14 protein-coding genes are annotated in these 17,935 nt (G+C 72.9%); 6 read left to right on the top strand and 8 right to left on the bottom strand.

Annotated elements, in window-relative coordinates; translation table 11 throughout:
- Positions 1-180: 180 nt before the first annotated feature.
- On the bottom strand, positions 181-1,236 hold the full coding sequence (locus IE330_RS12770; protein ID WP_190136068.1) for a LacI family DNA-binding transcriptional regulator: 1,056 nt from the start codon (positions 1,234-1,236) through the stop codon (positions 181-183).
- 98 nt (positions 1,237-1,334) lie between these two features.
- Here IE330_RS12770 and IE330_RS12765 point away from each other — a divergent pair, with 98 nt between their 5' ends.
- Genes IE330_RS12765 through IE330_RS12755 form a run of 3 tightly spaced genes read left to right on the top strand, consistent with a single transcriptional unit; the run spans position 1,335 to position 4,716 of the window.
- Positions 1,335-2,513, top strand: a complete 1,179-nt coding sequence (locus IE330_RS12765; protein ID WP_190136067.1) for a Gfo/Idh/MocA family protein — start codon at positions 1,335-1,337, stop codon at positions 2,511-2,513.
- Positions 2,510-3,862, top strand: a complete 1,353-nt coding sequence (locus IE330_RS12760) for a dihydrodipicolinate synthase family protein (RefSeq protein WP_229925592.1) — start codon at positions 2,510-2,512, stop codon at positions 3,860-3,862. Before IE330_RS12765 ends, IE330_RS12760 begins: the two co-directional genes overlap by 4 nt.
- Positions 3,859-4,716 carry a sugar phosphate isomerase/epimerase family protein gene (locus tag IE330_RS12755; RefSeq protein WP_190136066.1) on the top strand — a complete coding sequence of 286 codons (858 nt, stop codon included), beginning with the start codon at positions 3,859-3,861 and terminating at the stop codon, positions 4,714-4,716. The genes IE330_RS12760 and IE330_RS12755 overlap by 4 nt, the downstream gene beginning before the upstream one ends.
- A 233-nt stretch (positions 4,717-4,949) precedes the next feature.
- Here the strand turns inward: IE330_RS12755 and rbsD are convergent, their stop codons facing one another.
- The 5 genes from rbsD to IE330_RS12730 all read right to left on the bottom strand — a co-directional run bounded on the left by rbsD (position 4,950) and on the right by IE330_RS12730 (position 10,923).
- Positions 4,950-5,345, bottom strand: coding sequence for a D-ribose pyranase (gene rbsD, locus IE330_RS12750; RefSeq protein WP_190136065.1), 396 nt, complete (start codon positions 5,343-5,345; stop codon positions 4,950-4,952).
- Complete coding sequence (gene rbsK, locus IE330_RS12745) at positions 5,342-6,271, bottom strand: ribokinase (protein WP_190136064.1); 930 nt, start codon at positions 6,269-6,271, stop codon at positions 5,342-5,344. The genes rbsD and rbsK overlap by 4 nt, the downstream gene beginning before the upstream one ends.
- Positions 6,272-6,358: 87 nt before the next feature.
- Positions 6,359-8,311: an ABC transporter permease/substrate-binding protein gene (locus IE330_RS12740; RefSeq protein WP_373314632.1), complete on the bottom strand. Its 1,953-nt coding sequence runs from the start codon at positions 8,309-8,311 to the stop codon at positions 6,359-6,361.
- Between the two features lies 1 nt (position 8,312).
- Positions 8,313-9,881, bottom strand: coding sequence for a sugar ABC transporter ATP-binding protein (locus IE330_RS12735; RefSeq protein ID WP_190136063.1), 1,569 nt, complete (start codon positions 9,879-9,881; stop codon positions 8,313-8,315).
- Positions 9,865-10,923: a LacI family DNA-binding transcriptional regulator gene (locus IE330_RS12730; protein ID WP_190136062.1), complete on the bottom strand. Its 1,059-nt coding sequence runs from the start codon at positions 10,921-10,923 to the stop codon at positions 9,865-9,867. The genes IE330_RS12735 and IE330_RS12730 overlap by 17 nt, the downstream gene beginning before the upstream one ends.
- Before the next feature lie 130 nt (positions 10,924-11,053).
- Between IE330_RS12730 and IE330_RS12725 the strand changes: the two genes are divergently transcribed.
- The 3 genes from IE330_RS12725 (at position 11,054) to IE330_RS12715 (ending at position 16,298) form a co-directional block, all read left to right on the top strand.
- Entirely contained in the window at positions 11,054-12,481 is a 1,428-nt protein-coding gene (locus IE330_RS12725; RefSeq protein WP_190136061.1) for a phospholipase D-like domain-containing protein, read from the top strand.
- A gap of 32 nt (positions 12,482-12,513) precedes the next feature.
- On the top strand, positions 12,514-14,769 hold the full coding sequence (recD2, locus tag IE330_RS12720; protein ID WP_190136060.1) for an SF1B family DNA helicase RecD2: 2,256 nt from the start codon (positions 12,514-12,516) through the stop codon (positions 14,767-14,769).
- Positions 14,770-14,999: 230 nt separating this feature from the next.
- Positions 15,000-16,298 carry a citrate synthase gene (locus tag IE330_RS12715; protein ID WP_190136059.1) on the top strand — a complete coding sequence of 433 codons (1,299 nt, stop codon included), beginning with the start codon at positions 15,000-15,002 and terminating at the stop codon, positions 16,296-16,298.
- A 749-nt stretch (positions 16,299-17,047) separates the two neighbouring features.
- On the opposite strand, the gene IE330_RS12710 is transcribed toward IE330_RS12715, so the two are convergent.
- On the bottom strand, positions 17,048-17,296 hold the full coding sequence (locus IE330_RS12710) for a heavy-metal-associated domain-containing protein (RefSeq protein ID WP_190136058.1): 249 nt from the start codon (positions 17,294-17,296) through the stop codon (positions 17,048-17,050).
- Positions 17,297-17,466: 170 nt separating this feature from the next.
- Complete coding sequence (locus IE330_RS12705; protein ID WP_190136057.1) at positions 17,467-17,667, bottom strand: MarR family transcriptional regulator; 201 nt, start codon at positions 17,665-17,667, stop codon at positions 17,467-17,469.
- Between the last annotated feature and the right edge of the window lie 268 nt (positions 17,668-17,935).

Below are 17,935 nucleotides of genomic sequence, written 5' to 3'. Positions count from 1 at the left end.
CAAGCAAACGGCGGGAAACGGCAAACGCGACGGAAGTGAGGACAAGCAAACGGCGGGAAACGGCGAACGCGGCGGAAGTGAGGACAAGCAAACGGCGGGAAACGGCGAACGCGGCGGAAGTGAGGACAAGGAAGCGGTGGATGCACCGCAGCCGCAGAGAACGCCGGCCCAGGCGATCGCTCAGCCCCCCGAGCCCACACCCCCCGTGGACCCCCGCACCATCAACTCCCCCTGGATCGTGGCAATACCGCCAGGAGGCTCCTCCTCCCGCCCCATGGCGATCCGCCCGGCCCGCGCCCCCGCCCCGGCGAGGGGCAACCGCACGGTGGTCAGCGCCGGCACCGCGTCCACGCTGAACGGCAGGTCGTCGAAGCCCGCCACCGACACGTCCCCGGGGATCGAGAGCCCCCGGTCCCGCAGCGCGGCACACGCCCCCAGCGCGACCGTGTCGTTCGCGGCGACGACGGCCGTCAACGACGGCTCGCGCCGCAGGAGTTCGACCGTGGCGTCGTACCCCGAGCGCCGGTCGTAAGGCCCGTGCAGCGTCAGCCGGGGATCGTCGGCGACCCCGGCGGCGGCCAGCGCCTCCCGGTGCCCCTCCAGCCGGTGCCGGGTGGTGGTGCGCCCCACGGGCCCGGCGACGTACCCCATGCGCCGGTGCCCGAGCCCCAGCAGGTGCTCGGTCAGCCGCCGCCCGCCGCCGCGGTTGTCGAAGGTGAGGGCCACGGCGTCCGGCGCCCCCTCGGCCGGAGGCCGCCCGCACAGGACCACGCGCGACCCCGCCTCCCCCAGCCGCCGCAGCTTCGCGCCGATGGCGGCCACGTGCTCCGGGTCCTCACTGGCCCCGCCGGTGAGGACCACGGCGGCGGCCCGCTGCCGCTGAAGCAGCGTCAGATACGTGAGCTCGCGCTCGGCGGAGCCGCCGGTGTTGCAGACGACGGCCATGCGCTCGCCCCCGGCCCGCCCGCCGGGCCCGCCGATCTCGGACTGCACGGCGCTCGCGATGATGCCGAAGAAGGGGTCGGCGATGTCGTTGACGAGGATGCCGACCAGGTCGGACGTGGCGGCGGCGAGGGAGCTGGCCGGGCCGTTGAGGACGTAGTCCAGCTCGTCCACGGCGCGCAGCACGCGTTCGCGGGTGGCGGCGGCGACGGGGTAGTTGCCGTTCAGCACGCGGGAGACGGTGGCGGGGGACACCTGGGCACGAGCCGCCACGTCCGCCAGGGTCACGGTCATCCACAGTCCTCCGGTGGTCTTGTACGAACGTTGCCCGCAGGCTAGCTTCTCCCCAGTAGAAAGCGCTTGCTATTCCTGGTTGCCCCGCGGAGGAACACGTGACACGTACGACGGTCCGCGTCGCCATGAACGGGGTGACGGGACGGATGGGCCACCGCCAGCACCTGGTCCGCTCGCTGCTGGCGCTGCGCGAGCAGGGCGGGCTCGACCTGGGCGACGGCACGGTGCTGTGGCCGGAGCCGGTCCTGGTCGGCCGCAGGGAGGCGGCGCTGCGGGCGCTGGCGGACCGCTACGGCCTGGAGCACTGGTCGACGGAGCTCGCGGAGGTGCTGGCGGACCCCACGATCGAGGTGTACTTCGACGCGCAGGTGACCTCGGCGCGGGAGGAGGCGCTGCGGGCGGCGATCGCGGCGGGCAAGCACGTCTACACGGAGAAGCCGACGGCGACGACGCTGGCGGGCGCGCTGGACCTGGCGCGCCGGGCGCGGGCGGCGGGCGTCCGGCACGGCGTGGTCCAGGACAAGCTGTTCCTGCCGGGGCTGCGCAAGTTGAAGCGCCTGGTGGACGGGGGGTTCTTCGGCAGGGTCCTGTCGGTGCGGGGGGAGTTCGGGTACTGGGTGTTCGAGGGCGACTGGCAGCCCGCGCAGCGGCCGTCGTGGAACTACCGGGCACAGGACGGCGGCGGCATCGTCGTGGACATGTTCCCGCACTGGGAGTACGTGCTGCACGAGCTGTTCGGCCGGGTCCGCACCGTCCAGGCACTGACCGCGACGCACGTACCGCAGCGCTGGGACGAGCGGGGCAAGCCGTACGACGCGACGGCGGAGGACGCGGCGTACGGCATCTTCGAGCTGGAGGGCGGGGTGGTCGCGCAGATCAACTCCTCCTGGGCGGTGCGGGTGCACCGGGACGAGCTGGTGGAGTTCCAGGTGGACGGCACCGAGGGCTCGGCGGTCGCGGGCCTGCGCGGGTGCCGCTTCCAGCACCGGGCGGCGACGCCGAAGCCGGTGTGGAACCCGGACCTGCCCTCGCCGCACGTCTTCCGGGAGCAGTGGCAGGAGGTGCCGGACAACGAGGGCACCCCGGGCGCCGAGGGCACGGCGGGGCCGGTCAACGGCTTCAAGGCGCAGTGGGAGCTGTTCCTCCGGCACGTGTACGCGGACGCGCCGTACCGCTGGGACCTGCTGGCGGGCGCCCGGGGCGTACAGCTCGCGGAGCTGGGCCTCCGGTCGGCGGCGGAGGGGCGCAGGCTGGTGGTGCCGGAGGTGACCTTGTGACCAAGGGAAAGCCCACCACCCAGGGAAAGCCCACCACTCAGGGAAAACCCACCACCCAGGGAAAACCCACCACCCAGGGAAAACCCACCACCGAGGGAAAGCCCACCACCCAGGGAAAACCCACCACCGAGGGAAAGCCCACCACCGAGGGAAAACCCACCACCCAGGGAAAACCCACCACCCAGCGAAAGCCCACCACAGCGGAACACCCCACACCCACAGCGCACCCGACCCCACCCACGCAGCCCACGCGGCAGGCGCACCCCCTCCGCACCCGCACCCTCCTCGCCGCGGCCCACGTCGTGGCCGACCCCCGCGCCGACGTCTCGCCCGACGACCCCGCGGCCGTCGACTGGGACGCCACGCTGGCCTTCCGCCGCCACCTGTGGGCGCACGGATTGGGCGTGGCCGAGGCGATGGACACCGCGCAGCGCGGCATGGGCCTGGACTGGGCGGGCGCGCGGGAGCTGATCCGGCGCTCGGCGGCGGAGGCGAGGGCGGTGGGCGGCCGCATCGCGTGCGGCGCGGGCACCGACCAGCTCCGGCCGGAGGACGGGACCCCGCCCACCCCGGCGGACGTACGCCACGCGTACGAGGAGCAGCTCGCCGTCGTCGAGGAGGCGGGCGCCCAGCCGGTGCTCATGGCGTCCCGGGCCCTCGCGGCGGCGGCCCGGGGCCCCGACGACTACCTGGACACGTACGGCGAACTCCTGCGCCAGGCCGCGCGGCCAGTGATCCTGCACTGGCTGGGCCCCATGTTCGACCCGGCCCTGGAGGGCTACTGGGGCACGCGGGACCTGGACGCGGCCACGGACACGTTCCTGGAGGTCGTCGCCGCCCGCCCGGACAAGGTGGACGGCGTCAAGATCTCCCTCCTGGACGCGGACCGCGAGAAGGCCCTGCGCCGCCGCCTCCCGCCCGGCGTCCGCTGCTACACGGGCGACGACTTCCACTACCCCGAGCTGATCGAGGGCGACGGACACGGCCACAGCGACGCCCTCCTCGGGGTGTTCGACCCGCTGGCCCCGGTGGCGGCGCGGGCGGTGCGGGCGCTGGACGCGGGCGACCCCCGGGCCTTCCGCGCGCTGCTCGACCCCACGGTGGAGCTGGCCCGCCACCTCTTCGCGCCGCCCACCCGCTACTACAAGACGGGCGTGGTCCTGCTGGCCTGGCTGGCGGGCCACCAGGACCACTTCACGATGGTGGGCGGCCTCCAGTCGGCCCGCTCGCTGCCGCATCTGCGCAGGGCGTACGAGCTCGCGGGCAGGCTCGGCCTGTTCCCCGACCCGGACCTGGCGGAGCACCGTATGGGCGCCCTGCTGACCGTCCACGGGGCGGGCACCCGATGACGGCCCCGGACCCCCGCGCCCCGGCGGACCTCAGCGTCAACCAGATGACGGTCAGACAACTAGCGCTGCCGGAGCTGGTCACCGCCTGCGCGGAGCTCGGCGTCCGCGGTGTCGGGCTGTGGCGCGAACCCGTCCGGGCGTACGGCGTCGAGGCCGCGGCCGCGCTGGTACGCGCCGCGGGCCTGGGCGTCACCACGCTGTGCCGGGGCGGCTTCCTCACGGCCACCGACCCGGCGGAGCGCGCCCGCGCCCTCGCCGACAACCGGGAGGCCGTCGACGAGGCCGCGGCGCTCGGCACCGCCACGCTCGTGCTGGTCTCCGGCGGCCTGCCGCCCGGCGACCGCGACCTGGCGGCGGCCCGCGCCCGCGTCGCCGACGCCCTCGCGGAGCTGGCGCCCTACGCGGCGGACCGGGGCGTCCGCCTGGCGATCGAACCCCTGCACCCCATGTACGCCGCCGACCGCTGCGTGGTGTCCACCCTCGACCAGGCCCTGGACCTGGCCGAGCCGTTCCCCGCCGGGCAGGTGGGCGTGTGCGTGGACACGTACCACGTCTGGTGGGACGACCGGGCCCCCGCCGCCGTCGCCCGCGCCGGGGACACCGGCCGCCTGCACGCCTTCCAGCTCGCCGACTGGACGACGCCGCTGCCGCACGGCGTCCTCACCGGCCGGGGGCAGCTCGGCGACGGCGCGGTCGACCTCCGCCACTGGCGCCGCCTGATGGCGGCGGCGGGCTACACCGGGCCGGTCGAGGTGGAGCTGTTCAACGAGGAGCTGTGGGCACGGGACGGCCGCGAGGTCCTCGCGGAGACGGTCGACCGCTATCTGGCACACGCCCGGACGCCCGCCCGCTGACCCTTCCGAGGTGACTTTCCGAAACCGTGCAACCCTTCTCCGCTTACGGGTGTCGTAGTAGGTGCCGGTTGCCCCGGAGGGGGGATCCACGAGGCGCCGGCGAGGGAGGGGAACACGAGGGGGCCCGGTCCACGGACCGGGCCCCCTCGAAACGCGTACGCCCCGCGCGGCGGGCCGGGCGCCCCGCACCCCGCCTACCGGGCCAACCCCGGCGCACCCGCCAAGCGAACCCCTCAGAAGAAGACCCCGCAGGTCAGCAACGCGTTCGCGTACGGCCGTGCCTCGCCGGTGCGGACGACGAGGCGGGCCCGCGCCGACCGCTCCTTCAGCTCCTCGTGCGGCGCGAACTCCAGCGCCGGGCCGGGGAACCGGTCCGCGAGCAGCGCGGCCGCGTCCGGGTTGGCCGCGCGGACCTCGTGCGCCGCCACCGCGCCCTCCACCACCAGCTCCGCGAGCAGCCCGTCCAGCACCTGGGCGAACGACGGCACCCCGGCCACGAACGCCAGGTCCACCACGCGCGGCCCCGCCGGGATCGGCATGCCCGCGTCGCACAGGAGCAGCCGGTCGCCGTGGCCCAGCTCCGCGAGCGCGCCCGCGAGGGTGCGGTTGAGGACGCCCGCCCGCTTCACCGCGCCGCGCCCTCCTCGCCGAGCGCCGCCACCTCGGCGCCCGTCGGGTACGAGACCTGCGCCCCGGCCCGCGTCACCGCGAGCGCGCCCACGCGGGCCGCGAACCGGGCCGCCGTCGCCAGGTCCTCGCCCGCGCCGAGCCGCCAGGCCAGGGCCGCCGTGAACGCGTCCCCGGCCCCCGTCGTGTCCACGGCGTCGACCTTCACCGACGGCACCCGCTCGGTGCCCTCGGCCGTCGCGACCAGGGCGCCCTCCGCGCCCAGCGTCACCACCACCGAGCGCGGGCCGAGGCCGAGGAGGTGCCGCGCCCAGTCCTCCGGCGCGTCCGGCACGTCGGCGCCCGCGCCCTGGAGGACGACCCGCGCCTCGTGCTCGTTCACGATCAGCGGGTCGCAGGCCTCAAGGACCTCCGGCGGCAGCGGGGCCGGGGGCGACGGGTTCAGGACAAGGCGGGCGCCGGGGGCCAGCGCGCGGGCCACCTCCGCGACCGTCTCCAGCGGGATCTCCAGTTGGACCGAGACCACCGGCGCCGCCGCGAACAGCTCCCCGGCCGCCCGCACGTCGTCCGGCGTCAGGCGCGCGTTCGCGCCGGGCGCCACCACGATGCTGTTGTCGCCCGACGGGTCCACCGTGATCAGCGCGACCCCGGTCGGCGCGCCGCCCACCAGGACCCCCGCCGTGTCCACGCCCGCCGACTCCTGCGAGTCCAGGAGCAGCCGCCCGTACGCGTCGTCGCCGACCCGCGCGAGCAGCGCCGTGCGCGCCCCGAGCCGGGCCGCCGCCACCGCCTGGTTGGCGCCCTTGCCACCCGGGTGGACGGCCAGGTCGGAGCCGAGCACCGTCTCCCCGGGGCCCGGCCGCCGCGCCACGGCCGTCACCAGGTCGGCATTGGCCGACCCCACGACCAGCAGGTCGTACTCACGCATGTCCGTACTGCCTTTCACCCTGTCCACCCTGTTCACCTGGTCACCCGGCCGAAGCGACCACCGTACGGCCACGGGGGGCCCGCGCCGTCACCGGAAGTCCTTCACGTTCTCGGCGGTGACCACCTTCACCGGCACCTTCACCGTCGACGGCACCTTCTCGCCTGCCGCCACGGCCACGGCGTTGCGGACCGCGATCCGGCCCAGCTCCTTGGGCTGCTGCGCCACCGACGCGTACAGCGTGCCGTCCGCGACCGCCTCCAGACCGTCCGGCGTGCCGTCGAAGCCGACCACCGACACGGACTTCCCGGCCTTGCCGCCGAGGGCCTTCACCGCGCCGAGCGCCATCTCGTCGTTCTCGGCGAACACGCCGTCGACGTCCGGGTGGCCCTGCAGCAGGTTCGTCATCACGTCCAGGCCCTTGGCGCGGTCGAAGTCCGCGGGCTGCTTCGCGACGACCTTGATGCCGGGGAAGGCCTTGACGCCCTCGGCGAAGCCGCGGCCCCGCTCGCGGCTCGCGGAGGTGCCCGCGGTGCCCTGGAGGACCACCACCGTGCCCTTGCCGCCGAGCTTGTCGGCGAGGGCCTTCGCGGCCTGCCGGCCGCCCGCCACGTTGTCGGAGGCGACGAGCGTGGCGACGTCCGCCTTGTTCACGCCCCGGTCGGCGGCGACCACGGGGATGTCCGCCTTGTTCGCGGCGCGCGCGGCCGGGCCGATCGCGTCGGAGTCGACCGGGTTGACGACGACGGCCCCCATGGTGCCGCTGGTGAAGTTCTGGAGCTGGTTGGCCTGCTGGGAGGCGTCGTTCTGCGCGTCGGTGACGGTCAGGTCGACGCCCGCCTTGCGGGCCTCCGCCTGGGCGCCCTCCTTCATCTGGACGAAGAAGGGGTTGTTCAGCGTGGACAGCGACAGGCCGACCTTCGGCGTCGACGTCCCCGAGGAGCCGTTGTTCCACAGCGACACCGCCGCGATCACCGCCGCCGCGACGACCGCCGCGAGGGTGTACCTGAGCGCCTGCGGGCCCTTGCGCCCGGTCCCCGACGACGTACTCCCGGCGGGGGCGCCCGGCGCGGCCCCGGCCTTCCTGCGCACCGAGTCGAGCAGGACGGCCAGCGCGATGACGACGCCGATGACCACCTGCTGCCAGAACGCCGACACGGACAGGAGGTTGAGGCCGTTGCGCAGCACGGCGAGGATCAGCGCGCCGATCAGCGTGCCCGAGGCCTTGCCGACGCCGCCCGCGAGGCTCGCGCCGCCGATGACGACCGCGGCGATCGCGTCCAGTTCGTAGCCCTGCGCGGCCTGCGGCTGCGCGGACGCGAGCCGGGAGGCGAGCACGACGCCCGCGACGGCCGCGAACAGGCCCGACAGCGCGTAGATCGCGATCTTCTGCCGCCGCACGCGCAGCCCCGACAGACGGGCCGCCTCCTCGTTGCCGCCGATCGCGTACATGGCGCGGCCGAGGTACGTACGCGCCAGGACCACCGCGGTGACCAGGCCCATCGCGACCATCACGAGGACCGGCACCGGCAGCCACCCGCCGAGCGTGTCGCCGACCCGGGAGATCGAGTCGGGGAACGGGATCGGGCTGCCCTGCGAGATCACCAGGGACAGGCCGCGGCCGATCGACAGCATGGCGAGCGTCGCGATGAACGGCGGCAGCTTGCCGTACGACACGAGCAGGCCGTTGACGACGCCGCAGGCCAGGCCGGTGGCCACGGCCAGGAGCACGGCGAGCCAGACGGGCAGGCCCTCCTTGGTCGCGGACCAGGCGAGGACGGTCGCCGACAGCGCCGCCACCGAGCCCACCGACAGGTCGATGCCCGCGGCGACGATGACGAAGGTGACGCCGAACGCGAGGATCGCCGTCACGGCCGCCTGCACACCGACGTTCAGCAGGTTCTGCGTGGTCAGGAAGTCGCCGGAGAGCAGCGACATCGCCACCACCAGGACCACCAGGGCGCTCAGGGCGCCGTTCTCCAGCAGCAGGCGGCGCAGGTCGAGGCCGCCCGCCCGGGAGGTGCCCGGCTCGCCCGGGCGCAGGTCAGTGGGTGCCACGGGGGGCCTCCTTCTCGGTTCCGGGGTGCTCGTCGCCCGCGGGCGCGTCCCCGTCGGCGTACGTGGTGACGGCGAGGGCCATCACCGCGTCCTGCGTCGCCTCGGCGGCGGTCAGTTCGCCCGCGAGCCGGCCCTGGGCCATGACCAGGACGCGGTCGCTCATGCCGAGCACCTCGGGCAGGTCGCTGGAGATCATCAGGACGGCGTGGCCGGCCGCCGTGAGCTCGTTGATCAACTGGTAGATCTCGACCTTCGCGCCGACGTCGATGCCGCGCGTCGGCTCGTCGAGGATCAGCACGCGGGCCTCGGCGAGCAGCCACTTGCCGATGACGACCTTCTGCTGGTTGCCGCCGGAGAGCGTGCGCACGTGCTGGTGCAGGCCCGCCATGCGCACACCGAGCTGCCCGGCGATCCGCTCGGCCGCGGCGCGCTGGGCGCCCCGGTCCACGAGCCCGGCGCGGGTCGCCGAACGCAGCGTCACCAGGCCGAGGTTGTCCGCCACCGAGGCGTCCAGGACCAGGCCCTGGCCCTTGCGGTCCTCCGGTACGAGGCCGATCCCGGCGGTCATCGCCGCGTACACGTCGTGCCGCGGCACCGCCCGGCCCGCCACCTCCACCGAACCCTCGTCGTAGGGGTCGGCGCCGAAGACGGCCCGCGCGACCTCGGTGCGGCCCGCGCCGACCAGGCCCGCGACGCCGACGACCTCACCGGCGCGCACCTCGAAGCCCACGTCGTGGAAGACGCCCCGCCGGGTGAGCCCGCGCACGCGCAGCAACGGCGCCTCGGCGTCCGGGAGTTCGGGCCGCTCGCGCGGGTACTGCTGCGCGATGGACCGCCCCACCATGAGGCGCACCAGCTCGTCCTCGGGCGTCGACGCGGGCACCTGGCCCACGCTCCGGCCGTCGCGGATGACGCTGACGCGGTCGCCGAGCGCGGCGATCTCCTCCAGGTGGTGGGTGATGAAGACGACGCCCACGCCGTCCGCGCGCAGCGACCGCACCAGGGCGAAGAGCGTGCCGACCTCCTCGGCGGTGAGCACGGCCGTCGGCTCGTCCATGATGAGCACGCGCGCGTGCAGGCTGAGCGCCTTGGCGATCTCCACCATCTGGAGGCGGGCGATGCCGAGGTCGCGGCAGCGGGCGCGGGGGGACACGTCGACGCCGACGCGCGCGAGCAGGGCGGCCGCGTCGGCCTCCATCTTCTTGCGGTCGATCAGGCCGTAGCGGCGCGGCTGGCGGCCCAGGAAGATGTTCTCGGCCACCGTCAGGTCGGGGACGAGGGTGAACTCCTGGTGGATCGTGGCGATCCCGAGCCGCTCGGCGTCCCGCGCGCCCTGCACGCGGACCTCCTCGCCGTCGACCAGGACGCGCCCGGCGTCGGGCTGGTGCACGCCGGAGAGCACCTTGATCAGCGTGCTCTTGCCCGCGCCGTTCTCGCCGAGCAGGACGTGCACCTCGCCCGCGCGCAGGTCGAAGTCGACGCCGTCCAGCGCCACGACGCCCGGGAAGGCCTTGCGGAGGCCCTCGACGCGCAGCAGCTCACGGTCGGTGGTCACGGGGTGCTCCTTCCGGCTTCCGCGCGGTACGGGGCCCGGGCGCGGCCGCCTCCCCGCACGAGCGGCGGACGACCAGGCGCGCGGGAAGCGTCACCGACCGGGGCGTGCGCCCCTCGATGCGGTCGGTCAGGGCCCGTACGGCGGCCCGGCCGAGCTCGCCGGTGGGCTGCGCGATCGCGGTGACCGGGGGGTCGGTGTGCACGAACCACGGGATGTCGTCGAACGCGGCGAGCGCGATGTCGTCCGGGACGCGCAGTCCGCGCGCGCGGAGCGCGTCGAGCGCGCCGAGCGCCATCAGGTTGTCGGCGGCGAACACGACGTCCGGCGGCGTCGGCAGGTCCAGGAACCGCTCGGTGGCGCGGCGCCCGCTCGCCGCCTGGAAGTCGCCCTGGCCCACGTAGGCGTCCGGCAGGTCGAGGCCGTACTCGGCGAGGGCGTCGCGGAAGGCGGCCACGCGCTCGCTGCCGGTGGTGGTCGTGGCGGGCCCCGCGATGATGGCGAGGCGCCGGTGCCCGAGGCCGTGCAGATGGGCCACCAGGTCGCGGACCGCCGCGCTGCCGTCCGCCCGGACGACGGGCACGTCCACGCCCGCGATCCACCGGTCGACGAACACCATCGGGGTGCCCGCGCGCGCGGCGTCCAGGACGAGCGGGGAGCCGCCGTCGGTGGGGGAGACGAGCAGGCCGTCGATGCGGCGGTCCAGGAGGGTGCGGATGTGGTGGTCCTGGATCTCGGGCCGCTCGTCGGCGTTGCCGAAGATGATGCTGTAGCCGAGCGCGCGGGCCTCCTCCTCGACGGAGCGGGCCAGCTCGGTGAAGTAGGGGTTCAGGACGTCGCTGATGACGAGCCCGAGCGTGCGCGTCTGGTCCGTGCGCAGCGACCGGGCCAGCGTGTTGGGCCGGTACCCGAGCGCCTCCACGGCGTCGAGCACGCGGGCCCGGGCGGCCGGGCTGACGGACGCGTGCGCGTTCAGGACCCGGGACACCGTCGCCACGGAGACCCCGGCGCGGGCCGCGACGTCCTTGATGCCGACGCTTGCCATGCCGATGCCACCTCCTCGTGGAATCGATTACACGAGGATTGGAATCGATTACACGGCTGCTGGCAAGACCCGGACAGTTGGCCGAAATCCGATCGTGATGTGCGGGCCGGGCGATGCGTGAATGATCGGCATGACCAGACCCACCCGCACCACCGGTCCGACGCCGCCCACCGGTCCGACGCCGCCCCGCGGCACGACGCCGCTCACCAGCACGACGCCGCTCACCGGCACGACCCCGCCCGGCGGCCCGCCCCGGCGCGGGTGCGCCACCGCCCGGCTGCCCCGGCTGTCCCGCCTGCCCCTGCTGCTGTGCCTCCTGGCGCTGTGCGCCTCCGCGCTCGTGGGCACCGGCGGCCCCGCGCGCGCCGAGGCCCCCGGGGTGCCCGCCGCGGCCCCGGCGCCCATGCGGGTCCCCGCCCCGGTGATCAACGCCCCGGTCTTCAACGACCCGGCCGCCACCTCCGGCACCTCCACGCCCAGCGCGCGTCAGACCGCCGTCATGGACCAGCTCATCGGTCTGATCCAGGGCGTCCCCGCGGGCGGCGAGATCGACTTCGCGATGTTCGAGTTCGAGGCCGGCGCCCGCTCCACGGCCGTCCTCGACGCCCTGCTCGCCGCCCACGCGCGCGGGGTGCACGTGAAGGTGGTGCTCGACGCCAAGAGCAAGACCGTGCACGCCCGCCTGAAGACCGCCTTCGACGCCGGTTCCGACCGGGCCTCGTGGGCCGTCCACTGCCCGGAGAAGAAGGTCGACGGCAAGCTCGTCAAGACGGGCTGCATCGCGCGCGACTACATGCACAGCAAGTTCGCCACGTTCTCCACGGTCCGCGTGAACGGCACCGACCACAGGAACGTGGTCTTCCAGACCTCGTCCAACCTCAAGGACTGGTACCTCTACAACACCTACAACGACGCCGTCACCTTCTCCGACGCCGCCGTGTACGCCGACTACCGCAGGTACTTCAAGGACCTCGCGGCGATGAAGCAGAACCCCGACTACTTCTGGACCAGCGCCTCCGGAGGCACGTACAAGGGGCACTTCTACCCCCGCGAGCAGACCGACGCGAAGGACCCGGTCGCCAACGTCCTCAAGCAGGTCAGGTGCGGCTACCGGGACGAGGGCGGCGTGACCCGGCAGACGGACGTCCGCATGGCGCTGAACTCCTTCAACAAGCACCGGGTCGCCGTCGCCCGGCAGTTGCGCGCCCTGCGCGACCAGGGCTGCTGGGTCGACGTCGTGTACGCGGGCAGCAAGGCGGACACCGAGGTCCTGAACGCGCTCGAGCCGGGCCCCGGCGAGCAACCCGTGAACCTCACGTCCTGCCGCTTCCCGTCCGCGGAGGGCCGCGGCGACATCACGCCGCACACCAAGGTGATGATGATCGACGGCTTCTACGACGACGACACCGTGCCGCGCGTCCACACCGGCAGCGCCAACCTCACGCACCTGGAGAACGCCGACGACTCCCAGGTCAGGATCAGCGGCCGGGCCACCCACACCGCGTACGTGGAGTGGTTCCGGAAGCTGCGGGACACCTGCGCGGAGAGGACGCCGTAGGCGTTGTCGGTGGCGGGCGGTAGCGTCGGATCATGTCGACTGCTGCCCGGCGGGGCGCGCCCGGTGTCCCCGCGCCCCGCATGGCCGTCATCGAGGGCGTCCTGGAGCGCATCACGTACGCCAACGAGGAGAACGGCTACACGGTCGCGCGCGTGGACACCGGACGCGGCGCCGGCGACCTGCTCACGGTCGTCGGCTCGCTGCTCGGCGCCCAGGTGGGGGAGTCCCTGCGGATGGAGGGCCACTGGGGCTCCCACCCGCAGTACGGCAAGCAGTTCACGGTGGAGAACTACACGACGGTGCTGCCCGCCACCATCCAGGGCATCCGCCGCTATCTCGGCTCCGGCCTCATCAAGGGCATCGGCCCGGTCATGGCCGACCGCATCACCACCCACTTCGGCCTGGACACCCTCGACGTCATCGAGCACGAGCCGAAGCGCCTCATCGAGGTGCCGGGCCTCGGCCCCAAGCGCACGAAGCGGATCGCCGACGCCTGGGAGGAGCAGAAGGCCATCAAGGAAGTGATGGTCTTCCTCCAGGGCGTCGGCGTCTCCACCTCCATCGCCGTGCGCATCTACAAGAAGTACGGCGACGCCTCCATCTCCGTGGTGAAGAACGAGCCCTACCGCCTCGCGGCCGACGTCTGGGGCATCGGCTTCCTCACCGCCGACCGCATCGCCCAGTCCGTCGGCATCCCGCACGACAGCCCCGACCGCGTCAAGGCGGGCCTGCAGTACGCGCTGTCGCAATCCACCGACCAGGGCAACTGCTACCTGCCCGAGGAGCGCCTGATCGCCGACGCGGTCAAGCTCCTCCAGGTCGACACGGGCCTGGTCATCGACTGCCTCGCCGAGCTCGCGGGCGAGGAGGAGGGCGTGGTGCGCGAGTCCGTGCCGGGACCCGACGGCGGCCCGGACGTCACTGCCGTCTACCTGGTCCCCTTCCACCGCGCCGAACTGTCCCTGGCCGCCCAGCTCCTGCGCCTGCTGCACAGCGACGAGGACCGGATGCCGGGCTTCCAGGACGTGGCCTGGGACAAGGCGCTCGCCTGGCTCGCCGGGCGCACGGGCACCGAGCTCGCGCCCGAGCAGGAGCAGGCCGTCCGCCTCGCCCTGACCCGGAAGGTCGCCGTCCTCACCGGCGGGCCCGGCTGCGGCAAGTCCTTCACCGTGCGCTCGATCGTCGAGCTGGCCCGCGCCAAGAAGGCCAAGGTGCTGCTCGCCGCGCCCACGGGCCGCGCCGCCAAGCGCCTGGCCGAGCTGACCGGGGCCGAGGCCTCCACGGTCCACCGCCTCCTGGAGCTGAAGCCCGGCGGCGACGCGGCGTACGACCGGGACCGCCCCCTGGACGCCGACCTGGTCGTCGTCGACGAGGCCTCCATGCTGGACCTGCTGCTCGCCAACAAGCTGGTGAAGGCGGTGCCGCCGGGCGCGCACCTGCTGTTCGTGGGCGACGTGGACCAGCTCCCGAGCGTCGGCGCGGGCGAGGTCCTGCGCGACCTGCTCAGCGAGGGCAGCCCCGTCCCGGCCGTGCGCCTGACCCGGGTCTTCCGCCAGGCCCAGGAGTCGGGCGTGGTCACCAACGCCCACCGCATCAACGCCGGGCAGCCGCCCCTGACGCAGGGCCTGAAGGACTTCTTCCTCTTCGTGGCGGAGGACACCGAGGAGGCCGGGCGGCTCACCGTGGACGTGGCGGCCCGCCGCATCCCGGCCAGATTCGGCCTCGACCCGCGCCGGGACGTGCAGGTCCTCGCCCCCATGCACCGCGGCCCCGCGGGCGCCGGGACGCTGAACGGCCTGCTCCAGCAGGCCGTCACCCCCGCCCGCCCGGACCTGCCCGAGAAGCGCTTCGGCGGCCGCGTCTTCCGCGTCGGCGACAAGGTCACCCAGATCCGCAACAACTACGAGAAGGGCGGCAACGGCGTCTTCAACGGCACGGTGGGCGTCGTCACCGCCCTGGACGCGGACGAGCAGACCCTCACCGTCCTGACCGACGAGGACGAGGAGGTGGCGTACGACTTCGACGAGCTCGACGAACTCGCCCACGCCTATGCCGTGACGATCCACCGCTCACAGGGAAGTGAGTATCCGGCGGTGGTGATCCCGGTCACCACCGGCGCCTGGATGATGCTCCAGCGGAATCTGCTCTACACGGCCGTGACCCGCGCCAAGAGGCTGGTCGTCCTCGTCGGTTCGCGCAAGGCTCTGGGTCAGGCGGTGCGCACGGTCTCCGCCGGCAGGCGCTGCACGGCCCTGGACCACCGGCTCGCGGGCCGGCGGGCGGCCTGACGACTCCCGGCGTCAACACCGCCGGGTGAGTGATCGATCATTTGAGTCGTAAAGGTCACACACCACTTTCGGAACCGGAACGAAAGGGGCAGGATGAGCAGGTTGGCGGCACTGAGTGCCGCCAGTAGGCCCAATGGTCGACCCCGAGTGCACTCTCCAGGGCCAAATGGGGGATGGTAGAGACAGTCAGGGCACCTCGAAGAAGAGGCACAACGTCGGTGAGGGATGACGTGAGCGAGAACGCTAACAAGGCTGTAGTACTGCGGTACGGCGATGGCGAGTACACCTACCCGGTGATCGAGTCCACTGTCGGCGACAAGGGCTTCGATATCGGCAAGCTCCGCGCCCAGACCGGTCTGGTGACCCTGGACAGCGGCTATGGCAACACCGCCGCCTATAAATCCGCCATCACCTACCTCGACGGCGAGCAGGGCATCCTGCGCTACCGGGGTTACCCCATCGAGCAGCTTGCGGAGCGCTCCACCTTCCTCGAGGTGGCGTACCTGCTGATCAACGGTGAGCTGCCGAAGGTCGACGAGCTCGCCACGTTCAAGAACGAGATCACCCAGCACACGCTGCTGCACGAGGACGTCAAGCGCTTCTTCGACGGCTTCCCGCGCGACGCCCACCCGATGGCCATGCTGTCCTCCGTGGTCAGCGCGCTGTCCACGTTCTACCAGGACAGCCACAACCCGTTCGACGAGAAGCAGCGCCACCTCTCCACGATCCGGCTGCTCGCCAAGCTGCCGACGATCGCGGCGTACGCGTACAAGAAGTCGATCGGCCACCCGTTCGTCTACCCGCGTAACGACCTCGGGTACGTCGAGAACTTCCTGCGCATGACCTTCTCGGTCCCCGCCCAGGAGTACGAGCTGGACCCGGTCGTGGTCTCCGCGCTCGACAAGCTGCTCATCCTGCACGCGGACCACGAGCAGAACTGCTCGACCTCGACGGTCCGCCTGGTCGGCTCCTCGCAGGCGAACATGTTCGCCTCGATCTCCGCGGGCATCTCCGCGCTGTGGGGCCCGCTGCACGGCGGCGCCAACCAGTCGGTCCTGGAGATGCTGGAGGGCATCCAGGCCACCGGCGGCGACGTCGACTCCTTCATCCGCAAGGTGAAGAACAAGGAAGACGGCGTGAAGCTCATGGGCTTCGGGCACCGCGTCTACAAGAACTTCGACCCGCGGGCGAAGATCATCAAGGCGGCGGCGCACGACGTCCTCTCCGCGCTCGGCAAGTCCGACGAGCTCCTGGACATCGCCCTGAAGCTGGAGGAGCACGCGCTGGCCGACGACTACTTCGTCGAGCGCAAGCTCTACCCGAACGTGGACTTCTACACCGGCCTCATCTACCGGGCCATGGGCTTCCCGACCGAGATGTTCACGGTCCTGTTCGCCCTCGGCCGGCTGCCGGGCTGGATCGCCCAGTGGCACGAGATGATCAAGGAGCCGGGGTCGCGCATCGGGCGCCCCCGCCAGATCTACACCGGCGAGGTCATCCGGGACTTCGTCCCGGTCGAGTCTCGCTAGCCTGCGGCCGCGGCTGTTCTTGAGCGCCCCCAAGGGGCGCGGGGAACTGCGCGAGCAACCAGCGAAAAGCCGCAGTCGCGTCTGCCGGATGACCCAGCAGTCGCGACTGCGGCTTTTCGCGCGCTGAGCGCGCAGTTCCCCGCGCCCCTTCGGGGCGCTGAGGGCGCCATGAAAAACGCCCCGCCGTCGATCCCCCCACGGGTCGACGGACGGGGCGCTTTCCTGTGCCCCGGTGCGGATTCCCCCCACGGGATCCGGCCGGGAGTCTGTGGTGCGGCCCATGCCTGGGTTTCGGTCTGCGGTCTGCCGGGACGCGTACGGGACCGGGAGGGCCGCTCAAAGCTCCCCGGTGTGCACGTGCCCCGGCCAACGCGTTCCGGGAACATCCCCCAAGATGTCCCCAGACACCGGACGGATCCCCCAAGATCCCTCTGGTGTCGCCCTCTTAGACTCGCGAGCCCCCTCGATGGTTACGTTCCGATCCTTGTGATCTGCGTCTCTTGCATATGTTCCGTTTGCGCACAAGAGGTACCTCTTGCGGGTTACGGCTCCTGCGTGAGGGTCCCGCGAAGACAGTGTGAAGGATCGCGGACCTGGGGGAAAGACCGTAAGCCAAGGCTGTTGGTCACGAAACAGACCAGGGCCGCGGGGGCGGAGGGTTCAGGGGCCCGGGGGGCGTCCGGGGCCCGGGAAAAGGGGCGGGCCCCGCGGCGGAGTGGCTGCCGGGGGCCCGTGGGGGAGGAGGCGGGTCAGGCGGTGGTGCCGACCAGCTCGTAGCCGGCCTCGTCGACCGCGGCGCGCACCTCCGCCTCGTCGAGCGGGGCCGCGGAGACCACGGTCACCTTGCCCGTCGCGGCCACCGCCTGGACGGAGCTGACGCCCGCGAGCTCGGAGATCTCGCTGCTGACGGCGGACTCGCAGTGGCCGCACGTCATTCCCTTCACCTCGTACACGGTGGTGAGGGCGCCGGGCTGCGAGGTCTGGGCGTTGGCGGTCATGTCGTTCTCCTCGGTGCAGCGTGTGGGGTGGTGGGTACGGAACGTCGACGTGGTCCAGGGGCTCTTGTGCTCCGGTGGCCCAGGAGAACCCCTGACACCTCCACACTATACCCCTAGGGGGTATTTTCCAAGAGGGGGTCCGGGGAGTCCGGGGGCGCGGCCCGAAGGTTTCACTCGCCCTTCCGGGTGCGGTTGCCGGGCCTCGACGCGACCCAGGAGCGGATGGTGTCCGCGTACCAGAAGGGCTTGCCGCCCTCGACGTGGTCGGGGTCGGGGAGCAGTCCGTGCTTGCGGTAGGAGCGCACGGTGTCCGGCTGCACCCGGATGTGCGCGGCGATGTCCTTGTACGACCAGAGCCTGCGGTCGGTCATCAGTGGCTCCTCCCTGTGCGCGCCCAGGGCGGCCGAACGGCCGACGGGGGAGCTGGGCGCCGCACTGGTTGTCACTCAGCCTGTGCCCCGTGAACGACGGAGAGTGACCGCGGGGGAGGGCTTGTCGACAGGCTGTGACCAGAAACCTGCGCAGGTGTCACATGTGTGACGAGAGTGGAGTGTTTGTCACGTACTCGTGCCCCGCGCGGGCGCGGCGGGAGGCGCGCGCCCCCGGGGCGGGCCGGGCCCGCTGCGTCGGGTCCGGCCC

It is taken from the genome of Streptomyces longispororuber (assembly GCF_014656095.1).
Lineage (GTDB): Bacteria > Actinomycetota > Actinomycetes > Streptomycetales > Streptomycetaceae > Streptomyces > Streptomyces longispororuber.
The sequence above is the reverse complement of the archived record's forward strand: the minus strand, read 5'-3'. Positions and strand labels throughout refer to the sequence as shown.